Raw genomic sequence first — 18881 nt, 5'->3', positions numbered from 1 at the left:
GGTTGGAATAGCCCCCAGTGCGACGGGGAGGCGGGTTGGTCATGCGAGATCACCGGTGAGTTCCGGGCGGATGCGCACCCTGGTCGCCACGAGCCTGGCATCGCGCTGCTCGTGGCTCGGCTCCCGGGTGTGGCGCCAGTCGGTCAGGGCTGTGCGGACCACCATCCGGGCGGGACGATCGGGGTCGACGTAGCGGAAGATCAGCGACGTCGCCACGATCGCGAGGGCGATCTCGTAGGCGGGGAAGTAGTCGACCTGCAGCGTGATCAGGTAACGGATGAACATGAACAACGGCACCAGCAGCGCGAACACCCCGTACTGCGCATACGGCAGCTGGATGGGAAGGGTGTAGCCGGGCGGCCCCAGGTAGACCAGGCGGGCCCGGTAGATGTCGTCGTCAGTGCGCAGCCGCATGTGTTATTCACTCGTCTCAGCAGTGAGGCCAGTAAGGCACGGCAGCTCTAGTTGAAGAGCAGTTTGACGAGCGAGTCGCCGAAGAAGAACAGCGACGCGGCGCCCGCGACGAAGGCCAGGCCGATGATCGCGATGGCGGAGCTGGTCAGCACCCGCGAGACCTCACCCTTGCTGGCCCGCCCGATGAAGATCACGCCGAGCGCGGCAAGGAGGATCGGCACGATCTTGGTCGTGAAGAAGTTCAGGATGCCGTCGGTGTTGATCGTCTTCGGTGTGGGTTCCGGCGACGGCGCCAGGGCGATCGCATCAGCGACGCGGGTGGTCTCCCCCCACAACGCCTGGCCGATCTCCAACAACATCATCAGACCTCCCCGGAGGCGCGACGGGCGAGGTGCACGCCGCGCGTTAAGCCTCGCTGATAAGACGACCCGGTCATACGACCCCGGCTGCTGTGTCGTCCTCCAGCGGAACCTTATCCGGGCGTTTGCCCTGCTAAATGCCCATTGTCGGGTTTAACGGTCCGAATAACGTTCACTTGCAGAGAGTACGTTGCAGCCCTCTTTCCAACAAGCTGACCGGTCCGTGATCAGTGTTGCTGATGAGGCGTCCGAACGGTTACCCCTGGTGGGGGACAGGTGACAGAGTGAAGGTGAGTACCTTCATTCAAGTGACGCTCCTTCGCCGTCCTTCCCCCGTGGTCATGGGGGTGCTCAACGTGACTCCGGACAGCTTCTCCGACGGCGGTCGCTACGCCGGGCTGGGTGCCGCGGTCGACCACGCCATGCAGATGGTCGACGAGGGCGCCGACGTGATCGACATCGGCGGCGAGAGCACCCGCCCCGGTGCGGAGCGCATCGACGCGCGCACCGAGCTGGACCGGGTCCTGCCGGTGATCCGCGAACTCGCCGCGGCGGGGGTCGCCATGAGCATCGACACGACGCGGGCCGCGGTCGCCGCCGAGGCCATTGCGGCCGGGGTCGCCCTGGTCAACGACGTGTCCGGCGGGCTCGCCGACCCCGGAATGGCCCGCGTGGTCGCGGAGGCCGGCTGCCCCTGGGTCCTCATGCACTGGCGAGGTCATTCGCGGAGAATGGCCGATTTAGCCCTTTACGACGATGTCGTGAAAGAGGTTTGTGCCGAATTGCTGGAGCGCGTCGATGAGGCCGTCGCCGCCGGCGTCTCACCCGACCGGCTGATTCTCGACCCCGGGCTGGGATTCGCGAAGAAGGCCGAGCACACCTGGCGGCTCGCCGCGCACCTGCCGGAGCTCGTCGCCCTCGGGTACCCCGTCCTCGTCGGATCGAGCCGCAAGTCCCACCTGGGCCGCCTGCTGGAGGCCCCGGACGGGACGCCACGCCCGACGGAGGACCGGGAGGCGGCGACGATCGCCACGACCGTGCTGTCCATCGCCGCGGGCGCCTGGGGTGTGCGGGTCCACGAGGTCCGTGGGAATGTTGACGCGATCAAGGTGTGGCAGGCCGTCCAGGCCGCCGGATGAGCGGGTGGTGAGATGACAGCCGACCGGATCAGCCTGACCGGGCTCCGGGTCCGCGGTCACCACGGGGTGTTCGACTTCGAGCGCGCCGACGGCCAGGACTTCGTGATCGACGTGATCCTGGAGCTCGACCTCGCGCCGGCCGCGGCGTCCGACGAGGTCACCGACACCGTGCACTATGGCGAACTGGCCGGCGGCCTCGCCGAGGTCGTCGCCGGGGAGCCGGTCAACCTCATCGAGACCCTCGCGCAGCGCCTCGCCGACGTGTGCCTGCGGGACCCGCTGGTCCTCGCCGCGACCGTCACCGTGCACAAGCCGCAGGCGCCGATCCCGCACGAGTTCGCCGACGTCGCCGTGACCATCCGCCGGGCACGCCCGTGACGAGAGCGGTGCTCGCCCTGGGCAGCAACCTCGACGACCGCGAGGCCAACCTCCGCGGCGCGGTCGCGGGGCTGGGTGACGTCGTGGTGGCCGTCTCCGGGGTGTACGAGACACCCCCGTGGGGCGACCCCGACCAGCCGCACTACCTCAACGCGGTCCTGCTCGCCGTCGACCCGGGCGCGACCCCCCGCGACTGGCTCGACCGGGCCCACCGCCTGGAGGACACCGCAGGTCGCGTGCGGGACCCGGAGCGCCGCTTCGGCCCGCGTACGCTTGACGTAGACGTCATCGCCGTCTGGGACGACGACGACCGGCCGGTCACCACCGACGATCCGGAGCTGACCCTGCCCCACCCGCGGGCACATCTCCGGGCGTTCGTGCTCCGGCCGTGGCTCGACATCCAGCCCTATGGGCAGCTGCCGGGCCACGGGTGGCTCTATGACCTGGTCCGGGCCTCCCCGGTCGCCGCCGACCTCGCCGACCTGCGCCCGCGGGAAGACATCCACCTCGAATCGTGATCTGGAGCCGAGCCGATGGCCACGCCGTCATCCGACGAACCGAACGCGACCGGGCCCAAGGGCCGTATGGAGCCGACCCGCCCAGCCACCCTCGTCATCGCCGCGCTCGCCACGACCGCGCTGGCCTGGATCGGCATCAGCAGCCTGTGGAACAGCATGCCGACGCTGCCCTGGCTGCCACCGCTGACCCTGATCGGCCTGGCGATCTTCGAGGGCTTCGAGGCCTACTCGACCCGCAACCGGATCCTCCGCAAGGAGGGCGCCGGGCCGCTGCAGCCCCTCGTCATCGCGCGGTACGCCGTCCTCGGTAAGGCATCCGCCCTGGTCGCTGCCCTGTTCGGCGGCCTCTACCTGGGCATGTCCACCTGGCTGCTGACGCAGAAGGGGGTCCTGGCCAAGGTCTCGGACAACCTGCCGCAGGCGCTGCTCGGCGTCGCCGCATCGATCGTGCTGGTTGCCGCCGCATTGTGGCTGGAACGGGCCTGCCGGGTGCCCCCGAGCCAGCGGGACAAGGATCTTCCCAGGCAGGGGCGCGTGGACGGCCGCCAGGAGGGCGATCGCACCGAGGACGAAAGCCTCGATCGATAGCCATCTGGAACAAACACTGTCGTCTTCCACGCCCAAAGACTGTCGCAGGTCACAATCCGCGGTTACTGTGCGACCCGTACCGGTCGTCGGCTGGCAGGAGGCGCGCGCGATGGCGTACGACGACTCGCGGTTCCGCGGTGAACCCGGGTTCCGTGAGGAGCCCGACTTCCGATCGGGCGGCGTGCCCGAGGACGCGCCCACGCTCGGCGTGTCCAACCAGTCGGTCTACACCCCTGGTTCCTACGCGGCGAACACCGACTACAGCGTGCCGCCGACGGAGAGCACGCTGGGCCTCGCCGCCAGGCGGGCCGCGCCCAGCCCCGCGCAGCTCGGCGACGTCTTCGACGACCCCGAGCACGGCGAGCCGGGCCGCGACCGGCTGGCGGTGCACGCGCTGTGGGAGATGGTGCTCCTGCTTGCCACCGCATCGCTGCTGTACCTGCTGCGCGACGCCCGCCCGGAGGCGCTGCGCGGCGTCGAGTTCGAGTCGCTGCTGCTCGCCGGCGCCGAACTGGGACTCGTCGCCATCGCCATGGGGCTCACCCTGCGTGCCGGCGCGGTCAACCTGGCCCTCGGCCCGATCGCGTACGCGTCGGCGCTGTTCTTCGCCGACAACTCCCACCGCGGCCTGGCGATGACCGCCGGTATCACCGCCCTCGTCGCGCTCGGCGTCGGCGTGGTCATCGCGGTCCTGGTCGTCGGCTTCCACGTCCCCGGCTGGGCGGCCAGCCTCGGCGTCGGCCTCGCGCTCATGGCCTGGATCGCCGACCAGAACGCGGAGAAGGTCGTCACCGGCGCGTACGACCCGCACGACAAGGCGCTGTACTGGCTGCTCGCGGTCGTCCTCGTCGGGGTCGTCGGCGGTGCCGTCGGCCTGATCCGGCCGGTCCGCCGCGCCGTCGGGCGCTTCCGCCCGGTCGCCGACCCGGCCCGCCGCCGCGGCGGCGGCGCGGCCACCATCACCGGCCTCGCGATCGCCGGCTCGGCCCTGCTCGCCTCGGCCGCCGGGGTGCTGACCGCCCTCGACGTCCGCGAGGTCGCCACCACCGAGAACGGCATGGCGGCGGCCGGCCTCGCCACCACCGCCCTCGCCCTCGGCGCGGCCCTCGTCGGCGGCACCTCCGCCTACGGCCGCCGCGGCGGCGTGTTCGGCACCGTCCTCGCGGTCGCCGCCATGACGGTGCTGTTCCGGTACTCCGCCGCCGAGAAGTGGAACATCGCGCCCCTCGCGGTCGCCGGCGGCGCGATCGTCATCGGCCTGGTCGTGACCCGTCTCATCGAGACCTTCGGCAGGCCGCCGACGATCGCGGAGGAAGAGGTCGAGGAGGAGATCTGGACCCCCAGCACGTCCTCGACCCGCGGCGACTACGGCACCGGCCAGGCCGAGCCCGACAACGGCTGGTCGGCGTCGCGCACCGGAGGCTGGACCAGCCAGTTGCCGGCGCGCACCACGGACGAGGACTGGGGCGTCGAGGAGCGGTGGGGCAGCAACCGCTGACCGCCGCGCCGCCCTCGCTAAGCTGTGTTCATGACCGACGCCACCCTTGCGGAGCTTGACGCGCTGTCCACCGAGGAACTCCGCGAACGCGCCTTCAACCTCGCCCGGCAGCGTCGCGACGTGAAGTTCTTCTGGGACCTGTTCAAGCACGTCACGTCCAGCAACGACGACACGCAGGACGGCTGGCTCGGCTCGCTGGACGCCACGATCGACGACGTCGTCGCGCTCTGGCGTGAGGTCACCGACCACAGCTACGGGGAGTCCGAGCCGCTGGTCCGCGCGGCCTTCATCGACTACCTGATGTCGCCATCGAAGTAACTATCGGTATCTGTTTACAAAAATTGTTTCCCGGGACTAATCCGGGGCATGGCTGTTACTCGTTCGCGCTACCGCTCCGCGTCAAGCGCGGGCACGCTGGTGGCATTCCTGCTGGTGCTGATCTTCGGCAGCCCCTGGTACGTCGACTGGGTCAACGAGGGCAACAGGGGGCTCTTCCTGGAGACCCTCGCGTGGCCCCAATGGAACATCGACAGCGATCAGTCGTTCCGTGAGCTGCTGGCCGCCGACCTGAAGGCGATCCTGCTGATCCTGTTCACGGCGGTGTTCATCTCACTGCTCGTCGGCGCGCAGCTGTCCAGCGCGCGCGGCACCATCTCGGCGATCCTGACCGGTTGGGCCGCCTTCATCTTCGCGGCCGCGCTGGCCGCCCTCCTCACCGCGTTCCTGCTGGCGAACGCGTCCTTCGGGACCGCGGTCGTCAACGCCGCCGGCGGCGCCGGCTACGGCCTCATCGTCGGCTGGATCGTCGGCATCGCCTCCATGGCGGGCCGGCGGACGTAACGGCACCGCGAACAGACCGGCGGCGGCCACCCCCGCCGCCGGTCTTCGCGCATCAACGGGCGGTGGTGTCGACCTCGGCGAGCGCCACCTGTACATCCGCGGCGGACAACAACCCGAGCGGCTCGTCGCCGTCCCGCACCACCACCGAGCCCGTCCCCGCTGCCAGCATGGTGCCGAAGGCGACCCGCAGCGTCGCGCCGGCAGGGACGCTGGGCAGGCCGTCGGGGGCGCCGTCGAGCGGGTGCAGCCGGTCGCGGGGGATCGGGGTCACCGACAGGCGCATCACGCCACGGTCCTCGCCGATGAACTGCTCGACGAACGCGTTGGCGGGGTTGGCCAGGAGCTCCGCGGGCGTCGCGTACTGCTCCAGGTGCGCGTGGTCGGACAGCACCGCGATCTTGTCGCCGAGCTTGATCGCCTCCTGGAGGTCGTGCGTGACCAGGATCGTCGTCTTGCGCACGCTCTGCCGCAGCCGCAGGAACTCGTCCTGCAGGCGGCCCCGGTTGATCGGGTCGACCGCGGAGAACGGCTCGTCCATCAGCAGCACCACCGGGTCCGCGGCGAGCGCGCGGGCGAACCCGACCCGCTGGCGCTGACCGCCGGACAGCTCGTGCGGATACCGGGCGGCGTACCGCCCCGGCTCGAGACCGACCAGGTCCAGCAGCTCGTCGGTGCGCGCGGCGACGCGGGCCTTGTCCCACCCCAGCATGCGCGGCACGGTGCCGACGTTGGTCCGGACCGTCTGGTGCGGGAACAGTCCCACATTCTGGATCACGTAGCCGATCGTGCGCCGCAACCGCACCGGGTCGACCCTGGTCACGTCCTCGCCGGCGACCAGCACCCGGCCGCTGGTCGGCTCGATCAGCCGGTTGACCATCCTGAGCACGGTCGACTTGCCGCAGCCCGACGGGCCGATGAGCACGGTCACGTCGCCGGCGGCGATGTCCAGGCTCAGCTCGTCGACCGCCGTGGTGCTGTTCGGGTACGTCTTGCTGAGCCGATCGAGGGTGATCGGCGCGGCGTCGGCCTTCGCGGTACGGTCCACGCATGTCCTTCCTGGCTCGCGGTGAGGCGGGCAACCCCTGGTTTTCCTGGAGTTACGTCCGGGACAACTCCGACACGATCCGGGACGCGCTGCTGGATCACGTGGCCATCACCGTGTGGTCGGTCGCGATCGCGGTGGCCATCGCGGTGCCGCTGGCGGTGCTGGCGTACTGGGTGCGCCCGCTCGCCACGCCGATTCTGACATCAGCCAGCGTGCTTTACACGATTCCGTCGCTGGCCCTGCTGGCCTTCCTGGCGCCGTTCCTGGGCACCGGCCGCACCCCCGTCATCGTGGCGCTGGTGATGTACGCGCTGATCGTCATCATCCGCAACTCCCTCACCGGACTGCAGCAGGTGCCCGGCGACGTGCGCGAAGCCGCCACCGCCATGGGATACGGCCGGGCCGCCCGCCTGCTGCGCGTCGAACTGCCCCTCGCGCTGCCGTCGATCCTCACGGGGCTGCGGCTCGCGACGGTCTCGACAGTGGCGTTGGTCACTGTCGGCGCGGCCGTCGGCTCCCAGGGCGGCCTCGGCGCGCTCATCCTCAGCGGCTTCCGCAACAACTTCTACAAGGCGCAGATCGCCACCGCCGCGCTCATCTGCGTGCTGCTCGCGCTGGTGCTGGACCTGCTGCTGGTCGCGTTGACCCGGGCCCTCACGCCGTGGACCAGGAGGGCGAAGGCATGAGCGGTCCGGAGCGCAGCGGAGGCGGCTCATCATGAGCGCAATCAATGACATGTTCCTGTGGTTCAACGACCCGCTGAACTGGACCAATCCCGACGGTGTGCTGGTCCGCCTGCAGGAGCACCTGGAGATCTCGTTCCTGTCGGTGTTCTTCGGCTGCCTGGTCGCGTGGCCCGTCGGGATCCTGCTCGGCCGCGTCGGCGCCGGCTCCGGCGTGGTCGTCATCCTGTCCAACATCACGCAGGCGATGCCGGTCATCGCGCTGCTGACGATCCTGTCGCTGAGCCCGCTCGGCATCGGCAAGTCGGCCGTGGTGGTCGCGCTGACCGTGTTCTCGTTGCCGCCGCTGCTGGCCAACGCGTACACCGGCATGCGGGCGATCGACGAGGAGGTTCGCGATGCGGGCCGGGGCATGGGTCTGCGGACGGATCAACTGCTGTTCCGGGTGGAGCTGCCGCTGGCCGTGCCCTACCTGGCGACGGGCCTGCGGATCGCGACCACCCAGGTGGTGGCCACCGCGACCCTCGCCACCCTGGTCAACGGCGGCGGACTGGGCAACATCATCTCCGCCGGGTTCGGGCTCGGCCCGGGCCGCGGCGACGCCCAGATCCTCGCCGGCGCGGTCCTCGTCGCCCTGCTCGCGCTGCTCATCGACGGCCTGATGGCCCTGGTGGAGCGCAAGGTCACACCCAAGGTGTTACGGCAGGCCGCAGGCAGAGTGTGACCGGTCGTTACGAAACCGTGCCTGGTTGCGGTTGCCGATTCCACATGGGCGGAGTTGCCTATTGAGGAGCGGGCGGGCTTCAAGCCGATGCGCCGTCCGTCGGACACGCGGCCGGTCACAGTGATCGCGCCGGGACACGGAAGGCGGGCCATTTTGCGAACTGCCATGCGCGCCACGCTCGGGGTCCTTCTGGGCCTCGCCACCGTAGGCCTCGCGGCCTGCGGCGATGAGGGTTCCTCGGGCACCCAGGCGCCGGCGAGTGTGAGCGGGGCCGGCTGTGCCCCGGTCGCCGGAGACAAACTCGTCGTCCTCACCGACGACAAGCAGCTCCAGACGGCGGACAACATCATCGCCGCGATCAACACGAAGGCCGCCGACCCGGCCCTCGTCGCGGCGCTGGACAAGGTCTCCGACGCACTCACCACGGAGAAGCTGATCCAGCTCAACAAGGCGGTCGTCGTGGACCGCAAGACGTCCAAGGTCGCGGCGGAGGACTTCGCCAAGGCCGAGAACCTCACGACCGGTCTCGAGAAGGGCAAGGGCGGGGCGATCAAGATCGGCGCCGCGGACTTCGCCGAGAACGCCACGCTCGGCGCGCTCTACGAGATCGCCCTGGACGCCGCCGGTTACGACGCGACCGTCCAGACCATCGGCAAGCGCGAGGTCTACTACGGCCAGCTCACCAAGGGCGACATCCAGGTCGTCCCGGAGTATGCGGGCACCCTGACCGAGTTCATCAACGGGCAGGTCAACGGCAAGGACGCCAAGACCCTCGCCTCCGGTGACGTCGACAAGACCGTCACCGCGCTCAAGGACATCGGCGGCAAGGCCGGCCTGACCTTCGGCAAGGCGTCGAAGGCGGCCGACCAGAACGCGTTCGCGGTCACCACCGCGTTCGCCGACAAGAACGGCGTGAAGACGCTCAGCGACTTCGCCACCAAGTGCTCCGGCAAGGACACCGTCCTCGGTGGCCCGGCCGAGTGCCCGCAGCGGCCGTTCTGCCAGCCCGGTCTGGAGAAGACCTACAGCATCCAGTTCGGCAAGTTCGTCAGCCTCGACGCGGGCGGCCCGCAGAGCCTCGACGCGCTGAAGAAGGGCACGGCGACGATCGCGCTCGTCTTCTCCTCGGACGGCTCGCTCGCCTAGCCGCGCCGATAACGCACGGTAGTGGTGGAATGCCCGTCCTCGACGCCGAGGGCGGGCATTTCCCTTGCTCTGAAGACTAGGTAAGGTCTCTGCTCATGCCAGCCGCGGAAACCACCGGAGGACGGCCGAGCGCGAAGGTGCTCCAGATCCTCTTCTGGGCTGGCGTCGGCCTTGCTCCGCTGGCCGCGCTGCTGCTGCTGTTCGGTGGCGGGTTCGTCCTGCAGCTCGCCGCGGTGCTCGCCGTCGGGGTCGTCGTGCTCATCGGCCTGTCCATCGCGCTGCGCCCCGACAACGACAACGTGCGCAGCGAGATCGAAGAGGCGATGTTCGAGGAGCTCGACACGCTCCGCGACGACATCCGTGGCGACATCACGCACGCGGCCCGCGCCACGCACGGTCAGCTCGTCGAGCGCATCGGCGTGCTGCACGAGACCGTCGACGCGCTGCGCAACCAGGTCGACATGATGCGCGGCCAGCTCGAACGCGCCACCCGCGCCGCGCAGCAGGCCGCCGCCCAGCACGCCGGGCCACAGCCGGTCGGCTCCGCCGCGGTGCCACAGGGCGTGCTGCGGCACACCGAGACCGTGCAGGTCACCACCAAGACCATGGTCGTCGACCCGACCGACCAGCGCCGCGACGGCACCGTCTACGGCGCCCGCCCCGTCGAGATCCCGCAGCAGCGCCGCCCGGTCGCCGAGCGCGTCGCCGAGCGTGACGCCGACTGGCCCCAGCGCCCGGGCGAGTGGTCCGACCGCGACGGGCAGGACTGGCACGACCCCGCCGAGCGGGGCGCCACGACGGCGGCAGGGACGCCGGCCGGGTCGTCGACGGCGGGCACTGGAGCGAGGCGCCCGACCGGGCCGGGCGCGCCGGCCGGGCCGGCTGGGCCGACCGCGATGACGAGCCCGACCAGGCCGAGCGTGACCGTGGCGGGCGGAGCGGGTCGCATGACCGCGGGCGTGGCGGCCGCGACGCCCCCGACTGGGTCGACCAGTCCGACCGCACCGGTCGCGGTGACTGGACCGACCGTGGCGACGACGGCGACACCGGCCGGGCCGACCGTGGCCGTGGTGACTGGACCGACCGTGGCGACGCCGGCGGGCACGCGGCCCGCGGCGAGTGGGCCGACGGCGACCGGGCGGACCGCGGCGCGCGCGGCGGCCGGGCCGACGCTGACCCCGGCCGGGGCGACAGAGGCACCCGCGGCGAGTGGGGTGCCCGCGGCGACGGCGCGGACGGCGAAGGCGGCGGGCGGAGGCGGCGGGCCGAGTGGACCGACCGCGGCGACGGTGCCCGCGGCGACGACCGGGCCGAGCGCGGCCGCGGCGAGCACTCGGGTCGCGGTGACTGGGGCGACCGGGGCGAGCACGGCGCCGACCGGGGCGAACGAAGCCGGGGGGACCACGCCGACCGCGGCGGACGTGGTGAGCACACTGACCGCGGGGGCCGGGACGAGCAGTCCGACCGCACCGAGCGGGGCTGGGGCGCCGAGCGCATCAGCCGGTCCGAGCGCACCGAACGATCCGAATGGACGGAACGCAGCGAACGGTCCGAGTGGATCGAACGCACCGAAGCATCCCGTGAGGCACCCCGTGAGGCGCCCCGCGAGGAATCGTGGACCGAGCAGCTGCTGCGGGAGCGGATGGCGCGGGCCGCCGGCGACGGGCCGTCCCGGGAGGTCGAACGCCCGGGTGGGCGCCGCCGCGCGCACGACCCGGACGACGACGCCGGCAGCGTGACCGGGGTCCGCACCACGGACCGGTGGGCGTCGGTGCACAGCGACGAGCGCGGCGGCCGCGAGCTGCGCATGGGCGAGCGCCGCGCCGCGGTCCACGCCGACGAGACCGGCACCCACGTGCGGATCGAGGACCGCTGGGCGTCGGTGCGGCACGAGGAGTACGTGCCCGCCACCCCCGACGACGAGCCCCACCGGGAGAGCCCACGCCGGTCCGAGGCCCGCCGTGAGCGCGAGCGCCAGCGCGAGACCGACGGGCAGTGGTCCGAGAGCAGCTACGAGGAAGCCCGCCGCGACGACACCGGCACGACCCGCTGGTCCGAGGTCCGCCGCGACCGGCCCGCCCTCGGCGCCGCGCAGGCCGCCCTGCCCGCGGCTCCCGTGTCGCGCTGGCAGGACCCCGCCCCCGCCCCCGACGAGGAGCGCGTCTCGCGCCGCGCCCGCCAGGACGACGACGAGGACTACGGCTGGAACGGCTCCCGCGACGACGCCCGCTCCCGCCCCGCCCGCCAGATCGTCGACTTCGAAGGCAACGACGACCGCTGGCGGTAAGGCTGCTGCGGCGGGTTCCCACCCGCGGCCCCCATGCTCGCTGCGCTCGCGCTGTCAGCGTCGCCGCCAAAGCCGTCCCGGCGGCCGGCCAGCGACTTCGATCACGGTGGCGCCGGTGCGGGACGAGCCGGACGACCCGAGCGGCATGGTGGGAGCGCCAGCCGGCGTCGACCGGACCCACGGCAATCCGGCGGATCCCTGGCAAGGCAGCGTGCGGCGGCGGGCGCTCTGGAGCGTTCTTGCCGGTGGTTGCGCGTTCGGCGGCGGGGCGAGCGCCTGCCGCGGGGTCCGGCCCGCCCATGATTGGTGTTTGCCGTCGTCGAGTGTCGCCGCGGCCGGCGCGGCTCGCCGCCGGACGACCTTGCGGCTGTGATCGAAGGACGGCGGTGGTCGTCCCGGTGGCCGGGGGTGTCCTTCGATCAAGCGGGGCGGGGAAGGTCGCCGTCTGGAGCGTGGTACTCCCCGGTCCGGTCATCGGTGGCCGCGACTTCGCGGCGATCCGGAAGGCACCGGCACCCACCCGGTCCGGCGGAGCGGCGGGGTGGCAGGGTGGCGGCCCGCGCACCGGAGTGTTCCTGCCGGCGGCCACGGTTCGGTGCCAGCGGACGATCTTGCGACCGTGATCGAAGGACGGCGGTGGTCGTCCCGGTGGCCGGGGGTGTCCTTCGATCAAGCGGGGCGGGGGAAGGTCGCCGTCTGGAGCGTGGTACCCACCGGACCAGTCACCGATTGACACAACCCTGCACAGATCGGGGAGGCACCGGCACCCACCCGGTCCGGCGGAGCGGCGGGGTGGCGGGGTGGCGGCCCGCGCACCGGAGTGTTCCTGCCGGCGGCCACGGTTCGGTGCCAGCGGACGATCTTGCGACCGTGATCGAAGGACGGCGGTGGTCGTCCCGGTGGCCGGGGGTGTCCTTCGATCAAGCGGGGCGGGGAAGGTCGCCGTCTGGAGCGTGGTACCCACCGGTCCAGTCACCGATTGACACAAGCCTGCACAGATCGAAGTCGCCCCGTGGCTGTCCGGGGTGGCTTCGGCGAAGGCTACTTGTCGACGTCGCCGACGACGAAGAACATCGAGCCGAGGATGGCGATCAGGTCGGGGACCAGGGTGCCGGGCAGCAGCTTCGACAGGGCCTGGACGTTGGAGTAGGACGCGGTGCGCAGCTTGAGGCGCCAGGGGGTCTTCTCGCCGCGGGAGACCAGGTAGTAGCCGTTGATGCCGAGCGGATTCTCGGTCCAGGCGTAGGTGTGCCCCTCGGGGGCCTTCACGACCTTCGGCAGCCGCACGTTGACCGGGCCGGTGAGCTTGTCGACCTCGTCGAGGCAGGTCTGTGCGAGGTCGAGCGAGGCATACACCTGGTCGAGGAGCACTTCGAAGCGGGCGTGGCAGTCGCCGGTCGTGCGGGTCACGACGGGGACGGTGAGCGAGCCGTAGGCCAGGTAGGGCTCGTCGCGCCGCAGGTCGAAGTCGAGGCCGGAGGCGCGGGCGACGGGGCCCGAGGCGCCGTAGGCGGCGGCGTCGGCGGCGGACAGGACGCCCACGCCGACGGTGCGGGCGAGGAAGATCTCGTTGCGGCGGATCAGGTTGTCCAGGTCGGGCATGCGGCGGCGGACCTGGTCGATGGCGGCGCGGGCGCGGGTGGTCCAGCCGGCCGGGACCTCCTCCTTGAGGCCGCCGACGCGGTTGTACATGTAGTGCATCCGCCCGCCGGACGCCTCCTCCATGACGGCCTGGATCGTCTCGCGCTCGCGGAAGGCGTAGAAGACGGGCGTGATCGCGCCGATCTCCAGCGGATACGAGCCGAGGAACATCAGGTGGTTGAGCACCCGGTTGAGCTCGGCCAGGGCGGTGCGCAGCCAGACGGCCCGGTCGGGGACCTCGATGCCCATGAGCCGCTCGACGGCGAGGACGACGCCGAGCTCGTTGCAGAACGCCGACAGCCAGTCGTGCCGGTTGGCCAGCATGATGATCTGCCGGTAGTCGCGGACCTCGAAGAGCTTCTCCGCGCCACGGTGCATGTAGCCGATGATCGGCTCGGCGCTGAGCACCCGCTCGCCGTCCAGGACGAGCTTGAGCCGCAGCACACCGTGCGTGGAGGGGTGCTGCGGGCCGATGTTGAGCACCATGTCGGCGGTGTCGAGGCCCGCGCCGGTGCCGACCGTCAACTCGGAGGTCATGCTTGTAACACTAAAGCCACTACAGGTCCTGCAGGATCCGCAGCGCCCGCGAGACGTTGTGCATCGTGGCGGTGTCGGCGACGGCGACGCGCTCGGTGAACCAGCGCTTCAGCGGCGAGGAGAGCCGGTCGGGCATGACGACCAGGTCGTCGAGCTCGACGGCGAGCGGCGAGTCGCGCAGCTCCTCCTGGTCGGTGACCTCGGCGACGATGACGACGGGCACGTCCGTGCTGTTGAACACGTCGGAGCTGATGATCAGTCCGAGGCGCTCACGGGCGCCCTTGATCAGCCAGACTTCACCGCGCCGCACGGCGCCCGCTGAACAGCTCCGCGTCGACCAGGGCGATCTCTTCCTCGTCGGCGAGCGCGGCGCGCTCCAGGTCGGGCTTGGCCCGGCGCACCGCCTCGGCGTGGGCGGTGAAGATCTCGCGCAGCGCGCGCTCCTGCGCGGCGCGGTCGATCCACGCGCTGAGCGACACGCCGTCGCGCTCGGCCCAGCGTCGGGCGTCGGCGATGGTCTGGTCGGAGAACGACAACGTCACCTTGGCCGTCATGATCGCCAGTGTACCGCGGGTATGACAAATGTTCATACCCACCGCATGACCCAGTGGTGGCCGCCCAGGCCCGCGGGGTCGGTGAGCTCCGCCGCCTCGCCGGCCCGCGCCAGGGCGCGCACGTAGCCGGACGGGTCGGTGGAGGCGAGCGCGATCGGCGGCCGCCCGCCGTGCACCCCCAGGAGCCGCAAGGCTTCCCGCTGCGTCATCAGCAGGTGGTGTACGCCCAGCGCGTCCAACGCGACCGCGACCGTCAGATCGCACGACCCGTCCGGTACCGCCGGGGTCTCCTTGCCGTCGCGGAAGCCGGTGAGCGTGCCGAACAGCGGCCGCGAGCCGGCGAGGTGGCCGTAGTCGACGGCGAGCGCCAGCCCGCGCGTCACGCTGCCGGCGGCGCTCGCCCATGCCTCGTCGCGCGGCCCGCCCAGCTCGGCGCGGGCGCCCTCGGGGAGGCCGTCGAGCGGCCACCATTCGGCCAGCCAGGCGGCGTCACCCGGCGTCAGCGGTGCCTCGTCGAGGGTCTCCGTGCCGTCGGCGGAGCTCAGGACGTACCGCGGCCGCAAATGCGAATCGAGCTCCACGATGTCGACCGGGATGTTGTCGAGCCACTCGGTGGCCACCAGCAGTCCGGTGATGCCGGACGGGATCGTGGAGGTCCACCCGATCGTGTCGGGCAGGTCACCCGGGCGGGGAGCGAGCTCGACGCCGACGGCCGCGACCCGGGCGGCCACGGGCGGCGGGAGGGCGGCGAGGATGCCGCGCAGCAGCTCGCCGCGGCCGGCGCCGACGTCGACCAGGTCGAGCCGGGCGGGCCGGTCCAGGGCCTCGTCGAGGCGCTCCAGCAGGGTGGCGATCGCACCGGCGAACAGCGGCGAGGCGTGTGCGCTGGTGCGGAAGTGTGCGGCCGGCCCGCCGTCAGGCCGCACGAAGAACCCGCCGTCACCGTAGAGGGCCCGCTCCATCGCCGCCCGCCACCGCATGCCCACGCTCACAGGAACACTTTGCCTTCTCCCCGGTAGGTGGGCACCACGTCCACGATCGTGTCGCCGGACACCAGGTGGACCTCGTTGACGTGCTCGCACAGCTCGCCGGCCTTGGCGTGGCGGAAGTAGACCCGCTCGCCGAGCCGCAGGCCGGCCGCGCCAGGACCGACGAGAGGGGTCTGGACCTCGCCGGCGCCCTCGGTGCCGATGAGCTTCAGCCCTTCCGGCAGCCACGGCAGGGGTTGCCGGGTCGGTGAGGTCTCGCCGGACGCGATCCAGCCGCCGCCGAGGACGGTCGCGACCTGCGGGTTCGGGCGGCGCACGACCGACATCGCGAAGAACGCCGCGGGTTGCGGGCGCCAGCGGCGGTACCCGTCGAAGAGCCACGGGCCGAACAGCCCCGAGCCGGCGGCGACCTCGGTGACCGCCGGGTCCTGCGCGGTCGCCTGGACGCTGCCGGTGCCGCCGCCGTTGACGAACTCCAGGTCGGCGTGGCGGCGGACCTCGGCGACGACGGCCGCGCGCCGGGCCAGCAGCTCGGGGAACGAGCGGGACTGGATCATGCGGATGAGCGCGCCGCGCACCGGGCGTCCGGGCGGCGCGTCGCCGAGGCCGGCGATCTGCGCCTCGTAGGACATCAGCCCCACCAGGCGGAACCCGGCCCGGGCGGCGATCGCGGCGGCGAGGTCGCCGGCCTGCCGGGCGCTGTGCACGGGTGAGCGCCGCACGCCGATGTGCACGCCCCGGGCAGGGCGCCAGGAGGCGTCCAGGTCGATGCAGACCCGCACCGCCCCGGCCCGCTCACCGGCCGGGACGACGGCGTCGATCAGGTCGAGCTGGGCGGGGCTGTCGACCATGACGGTGACGGTCGCGGCGAGTTTCTCGTCGGTGGCGAGGCGGTGCAGCGCGGCCCGGTCGGCGGTCGGGTAGGCGACCAGGATGTCGCCGGACGTGCCGTGCTCCGCCAGCCAGATCGCCTCCGGCAGGGTGAACGCCATGACGCCGTGCCAGCCCGGCTGGGCCAGGGCCCGGTCGATCAGCGCCCGGACCCGCACCGACTTGCTGGGCATCCGCAGCGGCTTGCCGGCCGCGCGGCCGACCATCGCGGCGCTGTTGGCGTCGAACCCATCGAGGTCGACGATCGCGAACGGCGGGTCGAGGTCGGCGGTGGCCCGGTCGTAGCGGGCCCGCAAGGCGGCACGTGAGCTGGACACGACTCACCGTACCGAGTCCGCGGTGAATATGAAAGAACCTCGCGTCCGTGCTTCTGCCCCCACGTGCGCGACACCCGAGGACCGGTAGCGTGGTTACAGTAAGCGGTCTACTGAGGAGGTGCCGCCATCGCGAGCAGCGACTTGTCCGGCTTCGGGGAGCTGAAGGCGGTCCTGCGCATCCGGGCATTCCGTCGCCTGTGGGCGGTGCTGGGGCTCTCGTCCCTCGGTGACTGGCTCGGCCTGCTGGCCGCCTCCACCTTCGCCGCCGCGCAGGTGGACAACTCCGCGGCGCAGGGCGTGGCGTTCGGCTCGGTCATCGCCGTGCGCCTGCTGCCCGCGCTGGTGCTCGGCCCGGTCGCCGGCGTCTTCGCCGACCGGTTCGACCGGCGCCTCACCATGGTCGTCTGCGACCTGATCCGGTTCCTCTTCTTCGCCTCGATGCCGGCCGCCGCGCTGATCGTCGACGACAGCACGCTCGTGATCGCCTGGGCCGCCATCGCCACGTTCATCATCGAGACCACCGCGATGATCTGGACGCCGGCCAAGGAGGCGGCGGTGCCCAACCTGCTGCCCCGGGCCCGGCTCGAGACCGCCAACCAGCTGACGCTCGCCACCACGTACGGCATCACGCCGGTGCTGGCCGGCCTGGTGCTCATCGGCCTGGAGAAGCTCGTCGTCGCGATCTTCGGCGGCGGTGACGTCCGGCCGCAGGGCGTCGAGCCGAGCGAGGTCGCGCTGTGGTTCAACTCGCTGACCTTCCTTGCCACCGCCGTCACCGTGTTCTTCGGCATCAAGGAGATCAGCGGCCGGCGCACGGCCGCCGTGCAGCGCAAGCCCGGGATGCTCAAGGAGTTCACCCAGGGCTGGGCGTTCGTCAGCCGGACCCCGCTGGTGCGCGGCCTGGTGCTGGGCATCTTCGGCGCCTTCGCCGGCGGCGGCGTGGTCGTCGGCACCGCGAAGTTCTACGCCGTGTCGCTCAGCGCCGGCGACGCCGGCTTCGCGCTGCTCTTCGCCACGCTCTTCCTCGGTCTCGGCGTCGGCATCGCGGCAGGCCCGCGGATCGTCGGGGCGCTGTCACGGCGCCGCTGGTTCGGCCTGTCGATCATCCTTGCGGCGGGCTCGGTGCTGATCCTGGCCCTCGCCACCCACCTGACCGTCGCCGTCGGCGGGGCGCTGCTCGTCGGTGTCGGCGCCGGCATGGCGTTCCTGTCCGGCACCACCCTGCTCGGTGGCGAGGTCACCGACGACATGCGAGGCCGGGCGTTCGCCTTCGTGCAGATGGGCACCCGGGTGGTGCTCATGCTCACCATCTCGGTGTCCAGCGTCATCGTCGGCGCCGGCGGGTCGCGGCACCTCAACCTCGGCTTCAAGGACTTCGAGGTCTCCAGCACCCGCCCGCTGCTCGCCATCGCCGGCATCTTCGGCGTCATCGCGGGGATCGTCGCCCTGCGGCAGATAGACGACAAGAAGGGCGTGCCCCTCCTCGCCGACGTGCTCGGCTCGATCCGCGGCCGCCCGCTCAGCCCCGACGAGCCCCTCGCGGCCCAGGGGATCTTCATCGTCTTCGAGGGCGGCGAGGGCGCCGGGAAGTCCACCCAGGTCCGCCACCTCGCCGAGTCGCTGCGGGCGCTCGGCCGCGACGTCGTCGTCACCCGCGAGCCCGGCGCCACCCCGCTCGGCGAGCGCATCCGCAGCCTGGTGCTCGACCCGCCGGAGATCACCGGCGAGGTGGTGACCCCCCGCGCGGAGGCGCTGCTCTACGCCGCCGACCGGGCCCACCACGTCGCCTCCGTGGTCAGGCCCGCCCTGGCCCGCGGCGCCGTGGTGATCAGCGACCGGTATGTCGACTCGTCCCTGGCCTACCAGGGCGCCGGGCGCACCCTGCCGGTCGACGAGGTGTCGTGGCTGTCGAAGTGGGCGACCGGCGGGCTCAAGCCGGACCTGGTCGTCCTGCTCGACCTGGAGCCGGCCGTCGGCCTGGCCCGGGCCGGCCGCCGCGGCGACGCCGACCGGCTGGAGAGCGAGTCCCTCGCGTTCCACGAGCGGGTCCGCTACGCGTTCCTCGACCTGGCCCACGCCGACCCGAGCCGCTACCTGGTGCTCGACGCGTCCCTGCCGGCCGAGTCGCTCGCCACCGGCGTGCTGCAGCGGGTCCGGCACCTGATGCCCGCCGAGGACGAGTTCGGCATCGTGGAGGTCCTCGAGGACGTGGCCGAGACGGTCACCGTGCTCACGGGCGACGAGCTGACCGACGAGCTGCCCTCCGACGAGCTGCGTCCGGGCGGGCTGCATTCCGGCGGGAGCCGGGAGTCGCGGGTATGAGCGTGGACGTG

General features: G+C 71.9%; 21 protein-coding genes. 12 read left to right on the top strand and 9 right to left on the bottom strand.

All coding sequences use genetic code 11. The features are described 5' to 3' along the window. Positions 1-39: 39 nt before the first annotated feature. Both OHA72_RS04905 and OHA72_RS04900 read right to left on the bottom strand, forming a co-directional pair. Entirely contained in the window at positions 40-414 is a 375-nt protein-coding gene (locus OHA72_RS04905) for a hypothetical protein (RefSeq protein WP_327006656.1), read from the bottom strand. A 47-nt stretch (positions 415-461) separates the two neighbouring features. Continuing rightward, entirely contained in the window at positions 462-776 is a 315-nt protein-coding gene (locus OHA72_RS04900) for a hypothetical protein (protein WP_327006655.1), read from the bottom strand. A gap of 338 nt (positions 777-1114) precedes the next feature. Here OHA72_RS04900 and folP point away from each other — a divergent pair, with 338 nt between their 5' ends. The 7 genes from folP to OHA72_RS04865 all read left to right on the top strand — a co-directional run bounded on the left by folP (position 1115) and on the right by OHA72_RS04865 (position 5734). Next, positions 1115-1912, top strand: a complete 798-nt coding sequence (folP, locus tag OHA72_RS04895; protein WP_327011464.1) for a dihydropteroate synthase — start codon at positions 1115-1117, stop codon at positions 1910-1912. Positions 1913-1924: 12 nt separating this feature from the next. Next, positions 1925-2290 (top strand): dihydroneopterin aldolase, encoded by a 366-nt coding sequence (gene folB, locus OHA72_RS04890; RefSeq protein WP_327006654.1) that lies wholly within the window; start codon positions 1925-1927, stop codon positions 2288-2290. After that, complete coding sequence (gene folK / locus OHA72_RS04885; protein ID WP_327006653.1) at positions 2287-2808, top strand: 2-amino-4-hydroxy-6-hydroxymethyldihydropteridine diphosphokinase; 522 nt, start codon at positions 2287-2289, stop codon at positions 2806-2808. The genes folB and folK overlap by 4 nt, the downstream gene beginning before the upstream one ends. A 15-nt stretch (positions 2809-2823) precedes the next feature. Next, on the top strand, positions 2824-3396 hold the full coding sequence (locus OHA72_RS04880) for a DUF3180 domain-containing protein (RefSeq protein WP_327006652.1): 573 nt from the start codon (positions 2824-2826) through the stop codon (positions 3394-3396). Between the two features lie 109 nt (positions 3397-3505). Next, entirely contained in the window at positions 3506-4894 is a 1389-nt protein-coding gene (locus tag OHA72_RS04875; protein WP_327006651.1) for an ABC transporter permease, read from the top strand. Positions 4895-4924: 30 nt separating this feature from the next. Continuing rightward, entirely contained in the window at positions 4925-5212 is a 288-nt protein-coding gene (locus OHA72_RS04870) for a hypothetical protein (protein ID WP_327006650.1), read from the top strand. Positions 5213-5260: 48 nt separating this feature from the next. Then, complete coding sequence (locus OHA72_RS04865) at positions 5261-5734, top strand: hypothetical protein (protein ID WP_327006649.1); 474 nt, start codon at positions 5261-5263, stop codon at positions 5732-5734. A 52-nt stretch (positions 5735-5786) separates the two neighbouring features. On the opposite strand, the gene OHA72_RS04860 is transcribed toward OHA72_RS04865, so the two are convergent. Further along, positions 5787-6779 (bottom strand): ABC transporter ATP-binding protein, encoded by a 993-nt coding sequence (locus OHA72_RS04860; protein ID WP_327006648.1) that lies wholly within the window; start codon positions 6777-6779, stop codon positions 5787-5789. Positions 6780-6781: 2 nt separating this feature from the next. Between OHA72_RS04860 and OHA72_RS04855 the strand changes: the two genes are divergently transcribed. The 3 genes from OHA72_RS04855 to OHA72_RS04845 all read left to right on the top strand — a co-directional run bounded on the left by OHA72_RS04855 (position 6782) and on the right by OHA72_RS04845 (position 9332). Beyond that, on the top strand, positions 6782-7465 hold the full coding sequence (locus OHA72_RS04855; protein WP_327006647.1) for an ABC transporter permease: 684 nt from the start codon (positions 6782-6784) through the stop codon (positions 7463-7465). 31 nt (positions 7466-7496) lie between these two features. Next, positions 7497-8186 (top strand): ABC transporter permease, encoded by a 690-nt coding sequence (locus OHA72_RS04850; protein WP_327006646.1) that lies wholly within the window; start codon positions 7497-7499, stop codon positions 8184-8186. Positions 8187-8273: 87 nt separating this feature from the next. Beyond that, positions 8274-9332, top strand: a complete 1059-nt coding sequence (locus tag OHA72_RS04845) for a glycine betaine ABC transporter substrate-binding protein (RefSeq protein ID WP_327006645.1) — start codon at positions 8274-8276, stop codon at positions 9330-9332. Here the strand turns inward: OHA72_RS04845 and OHA72_RS04840 are convergent. Continuing rightward, entirely contained in the window at positions 9329-10105 is a 777-nt protein-coding gene (locus OHA72_RS04840) for a hypothetical protein (RefSeq protein WP_327006644.1), read from the bottom strand. The two genes, OHA72_RS04845 and OHA72_RS04840, sit on opposite strands and share 4 nt — an antisense overlap. Here OHA72_RS04840 and OHA72_RS04835 point away from each other — a divergent pair. Beyond that, the gene (locus OHA72_RS04835; protein WP_327006643.1) at positions 10075-11619 is read left to right on the top strand and encodes a hypothetical protein; all 1545 of its coding nucleotides are present in this window, start codon (positions 10075-10077) and stop codon (positions 11617-11619) included. The genes OHA72_RS04840 and OHA72_RS04835 overlap by 31 nt on opposite strands. A 1041-nt stretch (positions 11620-12660) precedes the next feature. Here the strand turns inward: OHA72_RS04835 and OHA72_RS04830 are convergent. Genes OHA72_RS04830 through OHA72_RS04810 form a run of 5 tightly spaced genes read right to left on the bottom strand, consistent with a single transcriptional unit; the run spans position 12661 to position 16548 of the window. Next, complete coding sequence (locus tag OHA72_RS04830; protein WP_327006642.1) at positions 12661-13797, bottom strand: NADH-quinone oxidoreductase subunit D; 1137 nt, start codon at positions 13795-13797, stop codon at positions 12661-12663. A gap of 19 nt (positions 13798-13816) precedes the next feature. Beyond that, entirely contained in the window at positions 13817-14107 is a 291-nt protein-coding gene (locus OHA72_RS04825; protein WP_033363511.1) for a type II toxin-antitoxin system PemK/MazF family toxin, read from the bottom strand. Continuing rightward, complete coding sequence (locus OHA72_RS04820) at positions 14094-14351, bottom strand: DUF6364 family protein (RefSeq protein ID WP_327006641.1); 258 nt, start codon at positions 14349-14351, stop codon at positions 14094-14096. Before OHA72_RS04820 ends, OHA72_RS04825 begins: the two co-directional genes overlap by 14 nt. A gap of 32 nt (positions 14352-14383) precedes the next feature. Continuing rightward, positions 14384-15337: an SAM-dependent methyltransferase gene (locus OHA72_RS04815; RefSeq protein ID WP_327011463.1), complete on the bottom strand. Its 954-nt coding sequence runs from the start codon at positions 15335-15337 to the stop codon at positions 14384-14386. Between the two features lie 2 nt (positions 15338-15339). Next, a complete protein-coding gene (locus tag OHA72_RS04810) occupies positions 15340-16548 on the bottom strand; it encodes an amino acid deaminase/aldolase (RefSeq protein WP_327006640.1) in 1209 nt (402 codons plus the stop codon). Between the two features lie 204 nt (positions 16549-16752). Between OHA72_RS04810 and tmk the strand changes: the two genes are divergently transcribed. Further along, positions 16753-18870 carry a dTMP kinase gene (tmk, locus tag OHA72_RS04805; protein ID WP_327011462.1) on the top strand — a complete coding sequence of 706 codons (2118 nt, stop codon included), beginning with the start codon at positions 16753-16755 and terminating at the stop codon, positions 18868-18870. The last annotated feature ends 11 nt before the right edge of the window (positions 18871-18881 follow it).

Source organism: Dactylosporangium sp. NBC_01737 (assembly GCF_035963215.1).
Lineage (GTDB): Bacteria > Actinomycetota > Actinomycetes > Mycobacteriales > Micromonosporaceae > Dactylosporangium.
Note: the sequence above shows the minus strand (reverse complement) of the source record. Positions and strands in the feature narration are given on the sequence as shown.

Coding starts and splice junctions, on each gene's coding strand:
- OHA72_RS04905 (WP_327006656.1), bottom strand. CDS start 414: ATGCGGCTGCGCACTGACGACGACATCTACCGGGCCCGCCTGGTCTAC.
- OHA72_RS04900 (WP_327006655.1), bottom strand. CDS start 776: ATGATGTTGTTGGAGATCGGCCAGGCGTTGTGGGGGGAGACCACCCGC.
- folP (WP_327011464.1), top strand. CDS start 1,115: ATGGGGGTGCTCAACGTGACTCCGGACAGCTTCTCCGACGGCGGTCGC.
- folB (WP_327006654.1), top strand. CDS start 1,925: ATGACAGCCGACCGGATCAGCCTGACCGGGCTCCGGGTCCGCGGTCAC.
- OHA72_RS04880 (WP_327006652.1), top strand. CDS start 2,824: ATGGCCACGCCGTCATCCGACGAACCGAACGCGACCGGGCCCAAGGGC.
- OHA72_RS04875 (WP_327006651.1), top strand. CDS start 3,506: ATGGCGTACGACGACTCGCGGTTCCGCGGTGAACCCGGGTTCCGTGAG.
- OHA72_RS04870 (WP_327006650.1), top strand. CDS start 4,925: ATGACCGACGCCACCCTTGCGGAGCTTGACGCGCTGTCCACCGAGGAA.
- OHA72_RS04865 (WP_327006649.1), top strand. CDS start 5,261: ATGGCTGTTACTCGTTCGCGCTACCGCTCCGCGTCAAGCGCGGGCACG.
- OHA72_RS04855 (WP_327006647.1), top strand. CDS start 6,782: ATGTCCTTCCTGGCTCGCGGTGAGGCGGGCAACCCCTGGTTTTCCTGG.
- OHA72_RS04850 (WP_327006646.1), top strand. CDS start 7,497: ATGAGCGCAATCAATGACATGTTCCTGTGGTTCAACGACCCGCTGAAC.
- OHA72_RS04845 (WP_327006645.1), top strand. CDS start 8,274: ATGCGCCGTCCGTCGGACACGCGGCCGGTCACAGTGATCGCGCCGGGA.
- OHA72_RS04830 (WP_327006642.1), bottom strand. CDS start 13,797: ATGACCTCCGAGTTGACGGTCGGCACCGGCGCGGGCCTCGACACCGCC.
- OHA72_RS04820 (WP_327006641.1), bottom strand. CDS start 14,351: ATGACGGCCAAGGTGACGTTGTCGTTCTCCGACCAGACCATCGCCGAC.